This window comes from Vibrio marinisediminis, from assembly GCF_014050145.1.
In the GTDB taxonomy this organism is placed as follows: domain Bacteria; phylum Pseudomonadota; class Gammaproteobacteria; order Enterobacterales; family Vibrionaceae; genus Vibrio; species Vibrio marinisediminis.
The window spans coordinates 371,193-388,746 of record NZ_JACFYF010000001.1; the positions used below are offsets into that span (position 1 = coordinate 371,193).

At 44.7% G+C, this 17,554-nt stretch carries 16 protein-coding genes; 9 read left to right on the top strand and 7 right to left on the bottom strand.

Features of this window, described 5'->3' with window-relative positions:
- Window positions 1-341: 341 nt before the first annotated feature.
- Window positions 342-536: a hypothetical protein gene (locus H2O73_RS01715; RefSeq protein ID WP_182105894.1), complete on the bottom strand. Its 195-nt coding sequence runs from the start codon at window positions 534-536 to the stop codon at window positions 342-344.
- Window positions 537-1,030: 494 nt separating this feature from the next.
- On the opposite strand from H2O73_RS01715, the gene glgX reads away from it, so the two are divergent.
- From glgX to H2O73_RS01730, 3 genes are all read left to right on the top strand, one after another.
- A complete protein-coding gene (gene glgX / locus H2O73_RS01720; RefSeq protein ID WP_182105896.1) occupies window positions 1,031-3,001 on the top strand; it encodes a glycogen debranching protein GlgX in 1,971 nt (656 codons plus the stop codon).
- Between the two features lie 200 nt (window positions 3,002-3,201).
- Window positions 3,202-4,905 carry a sensor domain-containing diguanylate cyclase gene (locus H2O73_RS01725; RefSeq protein ID WP_182106904.1) on the top strand — a complete coding sequence of 568 codons (1,704 nt, stop codon included), beginning with the start codon at window positions 3,202-3,204 and terminating at the stop codon, window positions 4,903-4,905.
- Between the two features lie 167 nt (window positions 4,906-5,072).
- Window positions 5,073-5,942 carry a glycerol kinase gene (locus tag H2O73_RS01730; RefSeq protein WP_182105898.1) on the top strand — a complete coding sequence of 290 codons (870 nt, stop codon included), beginning with the start codon at window positions 5,073-5,075 and terminating at the stop codon, window positions 5,940-5,942.
- An 84-nt stretch (window positions 5,943-6,026) separates the two neighbouring features.
- Here H2O73_RS01730 and H2O73_RS01735 read toward each other — a convergent pair whose 3' ends face one another.
- The 5 genes from H2O73_RS01735 to H2O73_RS01755 all read right to left on the bottom strand — a co-directional run bounded on the left by H2O73_RS01735 (window position 6,027) and on the right by H2O73_RS01755 (window position 9,323).
- Complete coding sequence (locus H2O73_RS01735; RefSeq protein WP_182105900.1) at window positions 6,027-6,458, bottom strand: YccF domain-containing protein; 432 nt, start codon at window positions 6,456-6,458, stop codon at window positions 6,027-6,029.
- Between the two features lie 126 nt (window positions 6,459-6,584).
- Window positions 6,585-7,319 carry a sulfite exporter TauE/SafE family protein gene (locus H2O73_RS01740; RefSeq protein ID WP_182105902.1) on the bottom strand — a complete coding sequence of 245 codons (735 nt, stop codon included), beginning with the start codon at window positions 7,317-7,319 and terminating at the stop codon, window positions 6,585-6,587.
- 83 nt (window positions 7,320-7,402) lie between these two features.
- Complete coding sequence (locus tag H2O73_RS01745; RefSeq protein ID WP_182105904.1) at window positions 7,403-8,611, bottom strand: MFS transporter; 1,209 nt, start codon at window positions 8,609-8,611, stop codon at window positions 7,403-7,405.
- A 7-nt stretch (window positions 8,612-8,618) separates the two neighbouring features.
- Entirely contained in the window at window positions 8,619-8,798 is a 180-nt protein-coding gene (locus tag H2O73_RS01750) for a hypothetical protein (protein ID WP_182105906.1), read from the bottom strand.
- 105 nt (window positions 8,799-8,903) lie between these two features.
- A complete protein-coding gene (locus tag H2O73_RS01755) occupies window positions 8,904-9,323 on the bottom strand; it encodes a rhodanese-like domain-containing protein (RefSeq protein WP_182105908.1) in 420 nt (139 codons plus the stop codon).
- Between the two features lie 200 nt (window positions 9,324-9,523).
- Between H2O73_RS01755 and H2O73_RS01760 the strand changes: the two genes are divergently transcribed.
- A complete protein-coding gene (locus H2O73_RS01760) occupies window positions 9,524-10,474 on the top strand; it encodes a helix-turn-helix domain-containing protein (protein WP_182105910.1) in 951 nt (316 codons plus the stop codon).
- Between the two features lie 79 nt (window positions 10,475-10,553).
- Window positions 10,554-10,844, top strand: a complete 291-nt coding sequence (locus H2O73_RS01765) for a putative quinol monooxygenase (protein WP_182105912.1) — start codon at window positions 10,554-10,556, stop codon at window positions 10,842-10,844.
- 79 nt (window positions 10,845-10,923) lie between these two features.
- Here H2O73_RS01765 and H2O73_RS01770 read toward each other — a convergent pair whose 3' ends face one another.
- Window positions 10,924-11,727, bottom strand: a complete 804-nt coding sequence (locus H2O73_RS01770; protein WP_182105914.1) for a Cof-type HAD-IIB family hydrolase — start codon at window positions 11,725-11,727, stop codon at window positions 10,924-10,926.
- 326 nt (window positions 11,728-12,053) lie between these two features.
- Here H2O73_RS01770 and H2O73_RS01775 point away from each other — a divergent pair, with 326 nt between their 5' ends.
- From H2O73_RS01775 to secF, 4 genes are all read left to right on the top strand, one after another.
- On the top strand, window positions 12,054-13,901 hold the full coding sequence (locus H2O73_RS01775; RefSeq protein WP_182105916.1) for a M3 family metallopeptidase: 1,848 nt from the start codon (window positions 12,054-12,056) through the stop codon (window positions 13,899-13,901).
- Window positions 13,902-14,159: 258 nt separating this feature from the next.
- Entirely contained in the window at window positions 14,160-14,648 is a 489-nt protein-coding gene (locus H2O73_RS01780; RefSeq protein ID WP_246335812.1) for a hypothetical protein, read from the top strand.
- 121 nt (window positions 14,649-14,769) lie between these two features.
- The gene (secD, locus tag H2O73_RS01785) at window positions 14,770-16,584 is read left to right on the top strand and encodes a protein translocase subunit SecD (protein WP_182105918.1); all 1,815 of its coding nucleotides are present in this window, start codon (window positions 14,770-14,772) and stop codon (window positions 16,582-16,584) included.
- 2 nt (window positions 16,585-16,586) lie between these two features.
- Window positions 16,587-17,483 (top strand): protein translocase subunit SecF, encoded by an 897-nt coding sequence (gene secF / locus H2O73_RS01790; RefSeq protein WP_182105920.1) that lies wholly within the window; start codon window positions 16,587-16,589, stop codon window positions 17,481-17,483.
- The last annotated feature ends 71 nt before the right edge of the window (window positions 17,484-17,554 follow it).

Genomic DNA, 17,554 nt, shown 5'->3' on the forward strand with positions numbered 1-17,554 from the left:
TATATATTCAGCTCTAATTTATGATTTTATTGGTTTTTTTTACCGCAATGACAGGTTGTTTAATGAACAAAAGTGCATTCGAGGAGGTTAACTATCCGAAACCAGAAGCATTTGGATTTGGGAGAGGAGATTTTGTCGGAAGTATTCATTATTGACAAAATCAAAAGCGAGTTAAGAAAGTCTCTTAGATAAAACACTACCACTATTAGAGTTTGCATGGACTCATGATTAATCTACTCAATAGATTAATCGCTCATTGTGGAAGACCAAAAATGCCATCGTTAAATACCACGCGCACTGAAAGCTCAGGATTAATAACGATGGCTTAAACCTCTCTAAAATTATTTTTCTAACGATAACCCTACGTTTTCTAAACGCTGTTTAAAGGCATCAATGCTTTCAGCGTGATACGTTGGCGAGCCGTTAAAATAACGCGGCTTCTCTGGGGCTAAAGCGTTTTTAAACGCTTTTTCTTGCTCAAGATCATCATGGTAAACTGTGACTCGGTTAGGAATATCCTGCTTAAATGTCGCCATCATGTTCTCCTTTCATTTGGCTTTCCGTTACATTTAAGCGTAGATAACTCAACTAAAGAGTCAAAGCCTCAAGCGCTCGGTCTCTCCACTGTAATCGCGAATACCTATCGATAACCTTCGTTTTTTTAACGGCTTAGGCTTAATAACTCCAAAAAAGAAAACTTACCCTTTGTGATCTCTATTACACCAACCTAATGCAATAGTTATGGATAATTGAACTGTGCTACGGTTTGTGAACGATTCCGCATTCAACTTTTCCAAACACGCGCTCTCACAGCAAATCGATGACGCAAAAAGTAAGGTTATTCGAACTGGATCACTTTTTGTAAGAGAATTTATTAGGTACTGCACAAATTTTTGTCACAAATAATGCCCTATAGTTCATTATCCAATGACATAAATATAAATGATGCGAATAATGCCAACCAAAAAAAAGATCTGTTAACAACTCTAGGGCTTTGGCGCATCAAGAAGAATGGTGTTCATCAACAAACATGACAACAATAATTTCTCGCCCATATCCATTGGGAGCCACCCTGTGTGAACAGGGATGCAACTTCGCAATATACGCACCAGATTGTGAAGAACTTTACTTAGCGCTATTCGACCCCGAAGGGCAGTATGTCACATACCAATTGACCCAAGAATATGCAGGTATCAAGCATATTTTCATGGAAAATATCACTGCTGGTCAGCGATATGGCTACATCACTACGATTAAAGGGCAAGAGCATTACCTCGCAGACCCATACGCCAAAGCTCTCGAACAACCACTGCATTACCAACCGCCATTCAGTGCGAAGAAAAGCTTTCAACTAGCCAAATGTCTTGTGACCGATGATCACTTCGACTGGCAGGGCGTCACTTCCCCGCGAAGAGCCAAAAATGAAATGGTCCTGTTCGAAACGCACGTTAAAGGTGTTAGCAAACTCAACCTCGAAGTCGAAGAATCGTACCGAGGTCGATATTTAGGCTTAGTCAGTGAAGCGATGCTGAATTTTTATAAACAGCAGAACATTAATACCATTCAACTACTGCCTGTGGCAGCCTGCATGCACGAACCACATCTGCTGGAGATGAATAAGGTCAATTATTGGGGGTACAACCCATATCTATTTATGGTGCCCGACCCTCGCTATGCTGACAAAGATGCGGTTATAGAACTGAAGACAGCCATCAGAGAGCTGCATCGAAATGGCATCGAAGTTATCCTAGATGTTGTTTATAACCATACTGCGGAAGCGGGACCCGATGGCCCTATATTTAACCTAAAAGCACTCGATAAAAACTATTACCTCAAGCATGGGCAACATTTTGCAAACTACACGGGGTGTGGCAACACGGTCGATCTCGCTTTTCAACCCGCACTGAACATCGTAATGGACACGTTGCGCTATTGGGTCAACGAATACCATGTCGATGGCTTCCGCTTCGATCTTGCAGCGACGCTTGGACGTGAAGGTGAAAACTTCAATCCTAACAGTGGTTTTTTCAAAGCCATTGCACAAGACCCGGTACTGCAGCAAACCAAACTGATTGCTGAACCTTGGGATATCGGTCCGAATGGCTATCAAGTTGGGCACTTTCCCTTCGGTTGGAGTGAATGTAACGACCGCTTGCGCGATATCAGCCGCAGCTTTTGGCGAGGCGATCAAGGCTACCTCACTGAACTCGCCACTCGTATTATGGGCTCACGCGATCTCTACAGTGCCTCAAATTGGCCTTACCGACTAACAGTGAACTATGTCACCTATCACGACGGTTTTTGTTTACAGGATCTTGTTTCCTACAAATCGAAACATAACGAAGCCAATGGTGAGCAAAATCGAGATGGGCACGGTGACAACCGCTCAGCCAACTACGGTATAGAAGGACCAACAGATGATCCTTTGATCATCGCTATCCGAGAAAAGCAAAAACGCAATTTAATGACAACGCTACTCTTCTCGTTTGGTATCCCTCATATCTTAATGGCTGATGTACTGTCTCATAGCCAAAAAGGCAACAATAACGCCTACTGCCAAGACAATGAAATCAGTTGGTTAAATTGGCAGTTAGATGAAAACAAACAAGAGTTTAGAACATGGCTAGCACAGCTAATTACAGCTCGACAAGAAATTATGTTGCCATTTATTCGTGCTTTCAGTGGGGATAGCCGTAATAGTAATCGAGTTTACTGGCGTCAACTTGATGGCAGTGCAATCAGCCACGACGACTGGAACCAGCTAACTGCTGTTGGTCTGCATATGGGGATAGGAGAAGATGGCGACCAACTTTTTTATGGTATTAACCAAACTGATGCGCCGGCTCGTTTTAGTTTACCAAGCAAAACCGACCAAGAGTGGTTGATGGTTTGTAACACCAGCTCCACTGAAATGAACCAGCCCGTTGAACGCAAGCAAATTGTTCTTGAACCAACCTCCATCGCCATTTTTTATAGCTCATCAACAATTCAAACAGAGTAACGCTTAAAAGCACGCATCGAGTTGTCATACTCAACTCGATGCTATAAAGCGAGTATATCTGCATTGCCTATCTAATCAAATAGCTTTAAAATACGACACATATCACAATAATTCTAAATAAGTTGGCAATTTCTAACATGGCTTTACCTAAGTTCGTCACACGGACACTTAGACCGTACGTTATACTGTTATCTATTAGTATGTTATACCTCGCGTATGTTCAACTGCAAACTTCAGAACAAAATGCCCATTCCCAGTCACTTGCTAATCTTAATACGGCAGCACATTTAGTCTCATCTCAAGTTGAAGCCGCATCGAGCAAGTTATTCTTGCTCGATGATGCACAATCACTGACTGAATTTGATAACACAGCAAAACGCATTTTAAAGCATTCTCCTATTTATGCTGATATCGTTCACGTCAACCTTGAAACCGGACAATACCGCTCCGCATTGCTCAACCCAACGACGGCAGAGAAAGATTCCGATATTGTATGGACACCGTTGATAAAGTTTTCGCCACACATCGCCATCTCGTCTCTGTATGAAAAGTCACCCGGGTATTGGGTATTTGCCGTAAGATACATACCCAATGCATCAGAGCAGCTTTGGCTAGAGTTCGACTTGAAGCACGCGACTCAAAGTTTACGCGGCTTACGCACTCTGGACGAAGGCTATGTCTTTGTCATTGATAAACATACAGGACGATTGATCTTCCATCCCGATCCCAATCGTATCGGGACACCTTCAATCAGCTACCATAGCGGGATCAGCGAATTGGTTGAGTCTGGTACTAAGTTTGCGGAGTATGAATACTACTATCGCGACCAATTTAAAGTGTCGGTATTTGATGCTGACAATGGCTTCGATTGGGTGTTTATTTCAGGCACCGATCGCTCCGACATCTTAGCGGCATCGTATCAATTTGGCTTAGCAGCAGTTTTTATTGTTTCCCTACTTTACCTTGCGATTGCTATTAGCTATTTAACCAAGCAATTGAGCTTAGCACTTGCCGAACTCAATGGTCAGTCAGATCTGGCTGGATTTAAGCACCAATTACGCTACACCTTAGATCGCTTCATTCCGCATCAAGGCATTCAATTCTGCTTGTATAACAGCCAGCATGGGCATTACTCAACGTTGGATTTTCACGGCAACGGACGTGTTGTCATGGAAGATAAAGCACTAGCCAACCGTTTTTCAGCGGGAAAAATTAGCTACTTAAGTAAATCGGATGCCGATCCACTGGCTCAGAAATTACAAATTCACTCGAATCACTATGTGATTCCGCTGCATAGCCAAGGTGACCTGATCGCCATCATTTATATACAAGCATGGTTACCGAGTTGTGGCAGTATTTTGCGCATGATTCGCAATTATACCGAAGTTGCACTGAGCAACTTGTTGTTGCGTAAGAAATTACTACGTATCGATGTCATGACCAAGCTAGACAGCCAACACACGATGAATGCCTCGATCGATTGCCATCAAAATTCCGATCATGTGTTTTTCGCCCAGTTAGAGATAGATTTCTTCGAGCAAATTTTGAACCATCATGGAACACAGTGCGCCGACAAAATCATTTTAGCGACGGCGGAACTGATGCAAATCTGTTTTCCAAAACCTCGGGCGATCAGCCTGTCTCGCGACGGACTAAACAAATTCTGCATACTATTCCATGCACATGATGCCGATGATGCACTCAATAAATGCGAAGAATTGAGAGTTCTCGTTGAGAAAAACCCTGTCAAGCTAGGCGAAATTAGTATTCCATACACTGTCAGCATCGGCGGTGGCGTGGTAGAAAGCGCTCACCAAGAAACGCTAAATACCGTAGAAAAAGCACTCTATAAAGCAAAAGGCGCAGGTCGTAATCAAGTCAGCTTTAACGCCTACAATAGCTAGCACCTCGATCTATCACACCTCGTCAGTGAAATTCGTAAAAGGAGGCTTTGCCTCCTTTTTATTGTCGTGACACAAGCCCCACCCCATCCACACTCTGGGCTAATTCCCTTGGCGGGAAGGTCGTAGACTGCGACAATGAACATTCATCGCTTGCTCAAGGATTCAGTATGACTGAACAGAAACTCTCCACCTCCCAATTGGCTAAAAAACGAGGCATCAATGCAAAGCAGCTTTTTAGCGATCTTAAACGAGCAGGTTATATCAACCGTGGAGAAGATGGCTGGGTACTGACAGAGATAGGCGCTAAATTTGGTGGTGAGTATAGACAACACACCAAGTTTGGTAAGTTCATTGTTTGGCCTGATAACCTGTTAATTGATGACACTCTCAGTAGCGGTAAGCAGCTTAGCGCTACCCAACTTGGCGAGCGATTAAACCTGAATGCGAAGCGAGTGAATCAATTACTTAGTGAGTTAGGTTGGATCAAAAAGAATGAACAAGGATGGCAAGTGACCCCCGCAGGGTTAACTCATGGGGCACAGCAAAAAACCGATAGAGAGAGTCAGCAACTATTCGTACTTTGGCATGACACCATTACCCGTAATAAACGCCTCAAGCAGACGGTGATTGAATATCTAGGGCAAGATGCCAATGCAAAATCCACCGACAAATCCTTCTCCAGCTTTCAGCAAAAATTTGCAGCCAAGCACCGAACATTAGATGGGCATTACGTTCGCTCTCGCGCTGAGCTGATCATCGATAATTGGCTCTATATGAACGGTATTGTACACGCCTACGATAGGCAACTTCCGATTGAAGAAGATCAACTGAGTGATTTCTATCTGCCTAGCGGGAAAGTCTACTTGCAGTATTGGGGAGATGATAATGGTCCGGCGAGCGAGCGGGATATCGAACGTATCAAGCAACTTTATCAACAGCATCAGTTCTCACTGATAGAAATTTTTTCCGATGACATTGAAAAGCTCGATCACGTGCTACCAAGTCGGTTACGAGAGTTCGGTATTAAAGCTTACTAGTCTTGGTTAATTCTAGTAAACCGAGCTAACACAAACAAAAACGCCGCATTAAATGCGGCGTTATTTCATCTAACCAGTCAATCATTAACGACGTAATGAGTAACGAGCTGCCGCCGCTTCTTCTTTCGAAACCACGGTTTTACCAATAGGCGCGAGTGAAATCACCGCCAACTTAAGGTGCTGAAGCGCAAACGGAATACCAATGATGGTAACAAAGCAGGCAACCGCAGAAAGAATATGACCAATCGCTAGCCAAATACCCGCAAGTAAGAACCAGATAACGTTACCTACCACACCCAATGGGCTGGTACCTATGTCCATTTCATTGGTCAATTCATCACGTGAAATGGCCTCTTGTCCGAATGGGAAGAACGAAAAATTCCCCATAACAAAACAGGCTCTACCCCATGGAATACCGACGATGCTGATGAATGCAAGTAAGCCAAATAGCCACCACATCAACCCCATAACTACACCACCGCAAATAAACCAAATGATGTTCCCTAGTGTGCGCATATATTAAGACCCTCTTTGTAAAAACTGGCAATAAAAGTAGAGAGTGACTATACCCAAGCAATCAATAAAACACTTTATGCTGTTTGAATATGACAGTATTCATATTTTACATGAACCTAGTATGAATCAAACCACGCTTAGACCTTGCCAAACTGCCGTCGCACCACTCAATGAGCATAGCAGCAACGCTCCGATACGGATCTTTTCTTTGGGTAATGCCCCGGTTGTCGCCAGCGCTAATTGATAGCCAAGCCAAGCGGCTGGGATCAATGGAATCGTGATCCATACATGGTGAAGAGTGAGAAAGCCAGCCGGAGCTTGAACAATCAAAGAGATGACCGAACTAAACACAAAAAACGCTGACAAATTACCACGTAACTGGTTCGCCTCTTGATGCTGTAATAACAGCGCCATTGGTGGACCACCTATGGCAGAACTGGTGCCGAAAAATCCGGAAAAGAAACCCGCTATACCCATCCGTATTGGTGTCGGCTCTATACGAAATGGCAGCATACTGACGACAACGGCAAGCAGTACCAAAATACCTAACCACAGCGCTAAAACATCACTAGACACCATCACTAACAATAGCCCGCCAGCAATGGAACCCGGTACGCGCCCTACAAGCGCCATTTTTAGCCCACCGATCTCAACATTGCTTCGGTATTTGTAAGCGTTAAGAATAGAAATAAATAGCGCCACCATCACGATGGGTGAAGGCACGTAAACTGGAGAAACAAGGAAAAGAAGAGGTGCTGCTACGATCGCCAAGCCAAAGCCAATCGAGGTTTGGACGAAAGCACCAACAAAAATCAGAAACGCAGCGATAAGCGCTTCCGATGTGACCCATTCAGAGAACATGGATAAGATCCAACTACAGAAAAGAAGAAAGCCGAGTATAACTCAGCTCTCTTTTAGTCAGTTAATAATAAATTGGTTAGCAATTATGCAGCCGCTAAACGAGCCACTGGCTTATCATTGATAGGGATATGAATCAAAGCCGCCAAAAATGCTAGTACAACAGTAGACCACCAAATAGGGTCATAACTGCCATAATAATCGTAAATTCGACCGCCGACCCATGCACCTAAGAAGCTCCCTACTTGGTGAGTAAAGAAAACCAAACCATAAAGAGTTGAAAGGTAACGCGCACCAAAAATCTGGCGAACCAAACCCGATGTTAGCGGTACGGTACCTAACCAACAAAAGCCAATAGCACCACCAAAGATGGCTGCTGTATTTTCAGTAATAGGTAATGTAACAAAACACGCAATCACAACGGTACGCATCAAATACAAGGCCGTCATAACATAACGCTTGTTGAACTTATCACCCATTACGCCCCAAAAATAAGAGCCAAAAATATTGAAAATACCCACATAAGCCAATGCCATCGCTGCGCTCGAAGCAGGTAAATGTTTATCGGCAAGATAACTCGGTAAGTGCGTAGCAATAAACATCACATGGAAGCCACACACAAAGAAACCAGCGTGGATCAACCAATAACCTTTGTGGTGGAACGCTTCTTTGATCGCTTGTGTTAACGTTAAGTCGTCGTGCGCATGGCTCGTGCTAACCGCATTCACCTTTTGTGAGGTTTTCATAAACAGGCTGAGTGCCATCATCACCGTACAAAGCACGGCAAAGGCTTGCAAAGCTTGCTGCCAGCCAAAATCCGTCATCAACCATTGCGCACCAGGAATCACAGCAAACATGCCAAACGACCCTGCCGCCGTGGTTAAACCAAAGGCTTTTGCTGCATGTTCGGCTGGAACAACCTTAGCCACTGCACCTAAAACAATCACATAACTGGTGGCACTTAAACCTAAGCCGACCAAAGCACCTAGCGATACATACAGCATGCTCGCTTCGCTGGTAATCGAGGTTAAATACAGACCCAACGCATAAGAAAGTGCACCTAAAAAGATAATGCGTTTAGAACCAAATTTGTCTGCCGCCATGCCAATAAATGGCTGAAATACGCCAAATAAGAGGTTTTGCAAAGCAATAGCAAAACTAAAAAATTCACGCCCAGTGCCGAAATGCTCTGAGATGGGCATCATAAAGATACCGAAAGATTGGCGGATACCTAAGCTGGTGATCAAAACACCGATCCCAAGCCATACCAATAATGGAAAACGAAAAATACTCATAACAACCTTAGTGATGATGTGGATGAGAAGAATGTTCTTCTACACCACTTTGTTGATGACAACCCATATCAACCGCTTGCTGTGCCAATAGCTCTAACAACGGTTCGCAGTGATGCACCGCAACCAAGGTCACACCTAACAGCAACACCATTCTGGTTAGCTGAGCAGTCAAAGATTGAGAGAACATACTGTGTCCTAAAATTAAAAGAGCGCGGAGTGTATGGCGCGGCTGACGAAACACCTAATGAAATTTAGTCAGCTAATTTATGCATATTTTGCATATCAAGATTAGCTAGGTAGTAGTTTGCGCATACTCTTTAGCTTTCACTAAGTCAAAACCTTCATCAATCCATCCGGTGATGCCGCCTATCATTTTCTTCACTGGTCTGCCCAATTTAGCCAATCTTATCGCGGCTTTTTCAGTGCCATTGCAGTGTGGTCCGGCACAATAAACAACAAACAATGTCTCAATTGGGTAGCTTGTCAGCGTCTTCTCATTGAGTCGGCTATGAGCAATATTCACCGCCCCTTCAATATGTCCGTTTTCAAATAGCTCGTAACCTCGCACATCCAGTAACACAAAATCTTGCCTGTGATTGCTGATTGCATGGTGCACATCCCAACAATCGGTCTCGAACTCAAGCAAACGGCTAAAATGCGCTAGAGCTTGCGCGCTTGGGGCTGCGGGAACCCTTGAAACTGAACTTGACATAACATCTCCTTACTATTGTTAGCTTTGAAGTTTCCTTTTCAACATCATTATTGGTAGTTGAGCGTTATTTGACCATTGGCTTTCAAGTCAATACTCGCTAACATCAAGCCAACATCAAGAGAGTGCTGCAAAGCACATAGAGGCATAAGACCTTAGTTACAATAAGAGTGGGGTTTTATGCTTAGTGAAGGAGGACAACATTGAACTCAAATAGCCCACGCGTAGCAATATTGTCTCACGCAGACATTTCTTTCTTCGAACTTGGCTGCGCCGTTGAATTGTTTGCCCTGCCTAGACCTGAATTTGAGCACTGGTATCAAACGGATATTGTCAATTTAGATGATCGCCCAATTACCACGACGGGTTCAATCGTCATGCACACTCAGCATGTCGATGATCTTGAGCGCTACGATATGCTGGTCGTGCCAAGCTGGCCAACCCAACCCACTTCCATCGACAACCACCTGCGCCAGCAGATCACCCTATTTGCAGCTCAAAACAAACGCATTCTTTCATTTTGCTCCGGTGCCTTTCTTCTAGCCGAACTAGGGCTTCTTGAGGGTAAGCAAGCCACGACTCACTGGGCATTTGAGCACAAGTTTCGCCAACGATTTCCGCAAGTTAATTACGCCAGCAATGTACTGTATGTCTTTGATGACAAGCTTGGCTGTTCGGCAGGTAGTGCGGCAGGGCTCGATCTCGGCTTGGCTGTAATTAGAGAGGATTTTGGCTATACCATCGCCAACCAAGTGGCAAAACGGTTAGTTGTTTCAGCGCATCGTAGTGGTGGGCAAGCGCAATTTGTGGATACACCTATGCTGCAAGTACCCAACCAGTTTTCACAAGCACTCGACTGGGCAAAAGCAAATTTAACTAAACCGATTCACATCGATACGTTGGCGAGTAAAGCCAATATGTCACGGCGTACCTTTGACCGGAAGTTTCGTAGTAGTATGAACATCACCCCGCAAGAGTGGCTAATTAAGCAAAGAACCGAATTAGCAAAAGGTTTGCTAGAAAGCGAAGAGATCAACATTGAACAATTAGCCCAAAAGGCAGGGTTTAATAATGCCGTCAGCATGCGGCATCATTTCAAGCGCATTGTGGGGGTTTCGCCTAAGCAATACCGAACTCAATTTAACAGTGGCTAACTGGTCCCCACTTAGCACAAATGTTTAAATGCCATCTACACTTAGTGACATGTAAACAAACATTAGTAATGGTGGCACTATGGCGCAGTTAACTATCGTCGCAAATATTGTGGCAAAGCCAGATAAAGTTGAACTGGTAAAGAGTGAACTCATTAGCCTGATCGCTTTTACTCGAAATGAAAATGGCTGTGTAAACTACGATTTGCATCAAGATAACGCGAATCCAGCCATGTTTATTTTCTATGAAAATTGGTTAAGTCGCGAACTATGGCAAAAGCACATGTCTAATTCTCACATCGCTAAATATCTCAGTGCAACCGAAGGGGCGGTAGACAGCTTTATCGTCCACGAAATGACAAAAATTGGTTAGCAGAAGCAATTTTGTTAGCAAAAGCAAAAAGCCCTATCATCATGACAGGGCTTGAAAACATCACAGTTTTAGAGCTTAACTAGACGTTAAGCACCTTCTCTTTTATCACCATGATTACACCATTATTGATGTTGCTAGGCGCACTAAAACGAGCCAATTTCTTAACTTCTGGATGAGCGTTTTCAACAGCGTAAGAGTGGTAACTCGACTTAAGCATTTCCACATCATTAAAGTAATCACCAAAACTCATGGTTTGTTCATGGGTGAAACCCAAAGTTTGTTGCAAGTGCTCAATAGCCGCACCTTTAGATGCCTCAGCATTCATCACATCAAGCCAGATACGGGCACTGACGACCACTTGGTTAGTGTCGCCAAATTTAGCATTTAATAGCGGGTAAACATGCTTTTCTGTGCTATCAAAATGACAGATAGCAATTTTAATAAACTCATCATCTACTTTAAGCAGGTCTTCCACATACTGACATTCGTGGTAGTACTTTTTAAGTTCTGTCAGTGCTTCAACATCTTGTGTTTCGATGTAAGCCGATTGCTTACCACACAGTACAATGAATGCCCCTTCAATTTGACGAGCTTCCGTAATGATCCCCTCAACGACGTCATTACCGAGTGGGCAACAATAGAGCTCCTTGCCTTGGTGCATCACCAATGTGCCATTCTCAGCGATGTACATTATTTCATCTTTAATTGGTCCAAAAGTTTGCTGCAAGCTCGCGTATTGACGACCTGATGCTGCTGCAAAAATGATCCCTCTTTCCGTCAACTGTCGGTAAATATCATAAAACTCAGGGGATAACTGAGAAGACTCATTGAGTAAGGTGCCATCCATATCGGAAGCAATAAATTTAATCGGCTGTAGAGACATTATTCGATACTTTTATAAACGCAGAACCAAGAGGTTGCTTGATCTCATTACGATTGTAAACCCCTAAAGGCGGAGAGACTTTTGCAAACTATATCCGCATTTATTTTCAATTCGGCATTGTTTCCAAAGCCCGCCATAGGTTTTTCTTTCAGAGCTAATATTTCCAGACCAACATTCTATGCCGGAACGAAAAATACTAAGTTAGCCCTACAGCGCTGGGAATAAGCCACACAATATGGATAATGGCTCAAATAGTTATATCACGCAGCATGGTAAGGCAATCTATCATCGTCTTAGCTGTACAAACAGTGATTGAAAGGAATGACATGAACGCAACACAATTTCTCAATGAGCTTAATGCTCACTACCTAACAATTCACCGCACTAAAGAAGATTTCTTTTGGGACACCTATATGGGAATCAGTGACGATCACCAAGGTGCAGCTCAGGCGCAAACGCAATGGACTCAGTTTTTAAGCAGCACAGATAACCTTAGCCAAGTAAAACACTATCTGGCGCTGGTAGACGAGCTAAATGACGAGCACGAAAAACAAGCGACCAAGCATGCGCTCAATGGTTGGCTCACCGTTTTTGAAACTCACGGTATTGAAGACCCGACCACTGCGCAACAGCAAGCAGAGTTGATTCAATTCGAATCTGAGCTGTTTAAAGCGAAGCAAAACCACCCAATGCAATATACCGACGACAGCGGCGAGTCAGTGGAAGGTTCACTGCCTGTTCTCGCTTCGGCAATTCGTACCAGCGACAACGAAAATACGCGCCAATCGGCTCATCAGGCATTACTACAGCTAGAGCAGTGGCTGCTCAATAACGGATTCCTTGAGTTAGTAAAACGCCGTAATCGTTTTGCTCGTTCACTCGGCTACGCCAACTATTTTGACTACTCTGTGCAAAAAACCGAACACATGAGTAGCAATGAGCTGTTTACCATTCTGGAAGATTTTGAGCAACGCACGCGCAGTGGGCATTTAGACGCACTGGCTAACCTAGCCGCTGAAAAAGGTCAATCTGCACTAGCAGGACACAATTTTGTCTATGCCTACTCTGGCGATGCGATGCGCGATCTCGATCCGTATGTGCCATTTTCGCAATCACTACGCCATTGGATCGCTTCATTTGGTCGACTTAACATCGACTATTCTGGTGCAGAGCTCACTCTTGACTTGCTCGACCGCAAAGGTAAATACCAAAACGGTTTTTGCCACGGTCCTATTCCATCGTTTTACGATCAAGGAAGCTGGATCGCAGCGAAAGTAAACTTCACCAGCAACGCCAAACCTGACCAAATAGGCAGTGGCTATAGTGGTATCAATACCTTCTTTCATGAAGGGGGGCATGCGGCTCACTTTGCCAACATCAAGCAAAACTCACCGTGTTTTTCTATCGAGTTTGCACCGACATCAATGGCGTATGCTGAAACTCAATCAATGTTCTGCGATAGCTTATTAAATGACGCTGATTGGCTGAAGCTTTATGCACTTAATAGCCAAGGTGAAGCCGTACCTGATAGCATCATTGAGGCGATCACCACCAGCAAGCAGCCATTTAAGGCTTATGAAGAGCGTTCTATTTTAGTGGTGCCTTATTTTGAGCGTGCACTTTACCAATTAGGTGACGATGAATTGCAACCTGAACGTATCACAGCTCTTGCCCGCGCAATGGAAAAACAGATCCTAGGTTTAGATTGCGGTCCTCGCCCATTGATGGCAATTCCTCACTTACTCTCCGATGAGTCAGCGTGTTCATACCAAGGTTACTTACTTGCCCATATGGCGGTATATCAAACTCGAGCCTATTTCTTAGGTCAGTTTGGCTACTTAACCGACAATCCAAAAATTGGACCACTATTGTGTGAACATTATTGGAAGCCGGGGAATAGCATCACCCACAATGACACTATCAAGAGCCTGACTGGCGAAGGGTTTAATGCCAAGTATCTGGCTGACGAATGTAACCTTACCGCTGAGCAAGCATGGCAAACCCAGCAACAGAAAATTGCAGCGCTAAACACTCGTAGCCAGCAAGAACCTGCAGCGTTGAATGCCAAGATAACCGTGGTTGATGGTGCAAAAGAGCTAGCGACTAATGCCAATTCCAATGCCGAAATGTGTCAGCAATTTGAGCGCTACATAGAGCAAACTTACGGCTGTTGATTTAAGTGGCACACAAGTTAGTGATGGGTCTCAGACCGTTCATCAATAGCCAGTAGAGCCCCCCCCAAAGCCGCTTCCACGCGGCTTTTTTTATTAACATCAAAAGCTCAAATATGAAGCATATTCAACCTGGATAAAGGTTAAGTACTCCACCTATGTCATGAGGAAATCGATTATTTCACTTGAATAGCTATTCATTACTTGTTGATTGATACACTCAGGCCTATGATAGCGACGATCAAAGAAGTGAGTGATTGTATGAATTGTCAGTGGATTAAACAGTGCCGTGTGTTGAGCGTAATGCTTAGCTTGCTGCTTGCCTGTTTGTTTGCTGGCGCAGGTTATGCGGGTACTATTGAAGCACCAAGCGCATCAGCCCCTATTGTAAAACCACTGCTCACCCAGCCGATTGATGTTGCAAGCCACCAGCCTCAGAAAGAATCTTCTGATGCCGCTCGGCAAATAGAGGTGGAGCAGCGCTCTCCAGCAAAATCACTCTCCCCTAATCTAACTTCAATATTACGTAATGGCTCATTTATTCCTGAGCGCATGTACGAATCAGAACCCACTTATGAGCTCGTCGTAGATTTCGCAGAGGTCCATGCCAATACGCTGGTTTGGCGCGTTTATCTCACGCTCGACAATTGGTATGACTGGACACTGCACCCACCCTCGACAATGCACCGCATAGCTGGTTGGAAAGAGTCAAACATTCTTTATCGGTTTATCAGTCAAGCCGACGCCTAACATTCTTCTTTCCCTTTATCGTGCTCTTAAGTGAGCTCGAAGTGTCACTGCTGCGCGTTTAAAAAAGTGCCTCGCGTGACGACTACAACTCATGTTGGCGTATGCCAACGAGAAGAATGTTATGCATAAAAACAAAACCAATCGAACCGTGCTGAACCGTTACGCAGCATGGAAATACGTGGTGCTCATCACCACTATCATCATCATGCTGTTAAGTGCGCTACCATCGTGGTTTGGCGAAGACGCAGCGGTGATCATCAACCACAAAACCTCACCACTCTCTGTTGTCACAGTAAAACAGCAGCTAGAAGCTCATGGCATGGATGTTAAACGCATTGACCAACGAGACGGTGAAACCACCATAGTATTGGCAAGCACAAGCGAGCAAAACCGCGCCAAAACATTTTTGGCTGACTTCACTCCTGAAGATGACGTGGTCACACTCGCTATGGTTCCAGCTGCGCCAAGTTGGTTGCTAGAAATGGGCTTTAAACCGATCAAACTCGGTCTCGACTTACGAGGCGGTGTTCAGTTTCTACTGGACGTCGACATGAACCAAGTTTATCAATCACATGCTCAACAAGCCGAAGAAGCGATCAAAGGTTACGCTCGTGAGCAGCGTTTCCGTGGTGTTCGTGTCGATGTTAGCCGTGACGCTAATCTGTACATCAAAGCGCCGAATGAAAAAGCGTTGGATTCATTACGTCAGTACGTTCGTGAGCAATACCCTCAATGGCAAGTACGCGGTGAAGGCGACCTAGGGCTAAAAATGGCGCTGGTTGATTCAGAGAAACAAACGCTAACCAGCCTAACCGTACAGCAAAACCTGCAAACAATGCGCAGCCGTATTGAAGAACTGGGTATTACTGAAGCCGCTGTACAGCGCCAAGGTGAACACCGCATTCGTATCGAGCTACCGGGTGTACAAGACCCTGCGGCAGCGAAGAACGTAATTGGTGCCACTGCCAGCCTTGCATTCTACGAAGTAAAACCTGAGCGCTCTGTTGGCACTATCATGATCCCTGACCAAAGTGGTCGTCCTATTCACGTAGTGCGTAAACCCGTACTTAGTGGCGAACACATTGTTGACGCTCGTGCTGGGATGGGTGAAATGGGCATGCCAGAGGTAAACATATCTCTCGATTCCACTGGCGGCAAAATGATGTCTGATTTTTCAGGCAAACACATCGGCAAACCAATGGCGACGGGCTATAGCGAATACAGCCGAGATAACGAAGGTAACGTCGAACAATCCAACACCATTATCAGTGTCGCGACGATTCAATCTCAACTAGGCAATCGCTTTAGAATTACTGGTGTCGGTCAACTGAATGAAGCGCAAGATTTAGCCTTATTGCTCCGTGCAGGCTCGCTAACTGCACCAGTAACAATTGTAGAAGAACGCACCATTGGTCCATCTCTGGGCGCTGAAAACATCGAAAACGGTTTTGCCGCACTGGCTCTTGGCTTGAGTTTGACCTTGCTATTTATGGCCGTTTGGTACCGTAAGTTGGGTTGGGTGGCGAACTTTGCCTTGTTGATCAACATGGTGATGCTACTCGGCTTGATCGCGCTGCTGCCAGGTGCCGTACTTACCCTACCGGGTATTGCAGGTTTGGTATTAACCATAGGTATGGCGGTCGATACTAACGTGCTGATCTTTGAACGTATCAAAGAAAAGCTTCGCGAAGGGCGTAGCCTTGCTCAATCGATTGACCTTGGTTTTAGCAGCGCATTCGCGACAATCCTCGACTCAAACATCACTACCCTTATTTCGGCAGGTACGCTATACGCCATTGGTAATGGTCCAATCCAAGGCTTTGCCTTAACTCTCGGTCTTGGTCTGTTGACCAGTATGTTCACTGGCATTTTTGCCTCTCGCGCAGTGATCAACATTATTTGGGGTAAAGATTCACGTCGTGGTGTGAGGGTATAACTATGTTAACTTTAAGCAAACTAACTAAATGGCGTCACGCAGGTAGCCTGCTTTCTTGCCTATTAATCATCGCCTCCCTCTTTGTTCTAGTAACGAAAGGACTTAACTTTGGTCTCGACTTTACTGGCGGTATGATCAGCGAAGTGCGCTTAGACAGCACACTAACCGCTCCGCAGATCCAGCAAAAGTTGGAAGCCGCCTTGCACCAACCAGTATCAGTGGTAGCTACCGGAGATGAAGGTCAATGGATGCTACGCTACGCAGCACCAGAAAACCTACAACAGCAGCCAGAGATCAAACCGCTGCTAGAGAGCTTTTCGAATAAAGTTGAGATGATTAACGTCAGCTTAGTGGGACCGCAAGTTGGTCAAGAATTGGCAGAACAAGGCGGCTTAGCAGTGTTGATCACCCTGTTGGTTATTTTAGGCTACTTAAGCTTCCGCTTTGAATGGCGTTTGGCATCAGGTGCATTAATGGCATTAATGCACGATGTGGTACTCCTATTGGGCTTCTTTGCCTTCACTGGGTTGGAGTTTAACCTTACTGTATTGGCGGCACTACTTGCCGTGCTAGGTTACTCATTGAATGACTCGATCATCATTTCAGACCGCATACGCGAGCTACTTAAAGCCAATGTGACGCTGCCGATTGCAGAGTTAAATAACCAAGCGATCCTCAATACGCTGTCACGAACCTTGATCACTTCAGGCACAACCCTGATCTCTGTCGTGTCACTATGGCTACTTGGTGGTGAACCACTCTACGGCTTCTCAATAACCATGTTTATCGGTATTGTTGCGGGTACATGGTCAACCATGACAATAGCCACCATTATTCCTGAAATGGCGAAGCTTGGACCTCAGCATTATGCACCCGAAGCAATTTCGGATGCACCATAGACCACTTGAGATTACAGCTTCATAAAATAGATACCCTCACCTGTTAGAGGGTATAAAGTGCGAAGTAAAAC

Coding starts and splice junctions, on each gene's coding strand:
- H2O73_RS01715 (WP_182105894.1), bottom strand. CDS start 536: ATGGCGACATTTAAGCAGGATATTCCTAACCGAGTCACAGTTTACCAT.
- glgX (WP_182105896.1), top strand. CDS start 1,031: ATGACAACAATAATTTCTCGCCCATATCCATTGGGAGCCACCCTGTGT.
- H2O73_RS01725 (WP_182106904.1), top strand. CDS start 3,202: ATGTTATACCTCGCGTATGTTCAACTGCAAACTTCAGAACAAAATGCC.
- H2O73_RS01730 (WP_182105898.1), top strand. CDS start 5,073: ATGACTGAACAGAAACTCTCCACCTCCCAATTGGCTAAAAAACGAGGC.
- H2O73_RS01735 (WP_182105900.1), bottom strand. CDS start 6,458: ATGCGCACACTAGGGAACATCATTTGGTTTATTTGCGGTGGTGTAGTT.
- H2O73_RS01740 (WP_182105902.1), bottom strand. CDS start 7,319: ATGTTCTCTGAATGGGTCACATCGGAAGCGCTTATCGCTGCGTTTCTG.
- H2O73_RS01745 (WP_182105904.1), bottom strand. CDS start 8,611: ATGAGTATTTTTCGTTTTCCATTATTGGTATGGCTTGGGATCGGTGTT.
- H2O73_RS01750 (WP_182105906.1), bottom strand. CDS start 8,798: ATGTTCTCTCAATCTTTGACTGCTCAGCTAACCAGAATGGTGTTGCTG.
- H2O73_RS01755 (WP_182105908.1), bottom strand. CDS start 9,323: ATGTCAAGTTCAGTTTCAAGGGTTCCCGCAGCCCCAAGCGCGCAAGCT.
- H2O73_RS01765 (WP_182105912.1), top strand. CDS start 10,554: ATGGCGCAGTTAACTATCGTCGCAAATATTGTGGCAAAGCCAGATAAA.
- H2O73_RS01770 (WP_182105914.1), bottom strand. CDS start 11,727: ATGTCTCTACAGCCGATTAAATTTATTGCTTCCGATATGGATGGCACC.
- H2O73_RS01775 (WP_182105916.1), top strand. CDS start 12,054: ATGAACGCAACACAATTTCTCAATGAGCTTAATGCTCACTACCTAACA.
- H2O73_RS01780 (WP_246335812.1), top strand. CDS start 14,160: ATGAATTGTCAGTGGATTAAACAGTGCCGTGTGTTGAGCGTAATGCTT.
- secD (WP_182105918.1), top strand. CDS start 14,770: ATGCATAAAAACAAAACCAATCGAACCGTGCTGAACCGTTACGCAGCA.
- secF (WP_182105920.1), top strand. CDS start 16,587: ATGTTAACTTTAAGCAAACTAACTAAATGGCGTCACGCAGGTAGCCTG.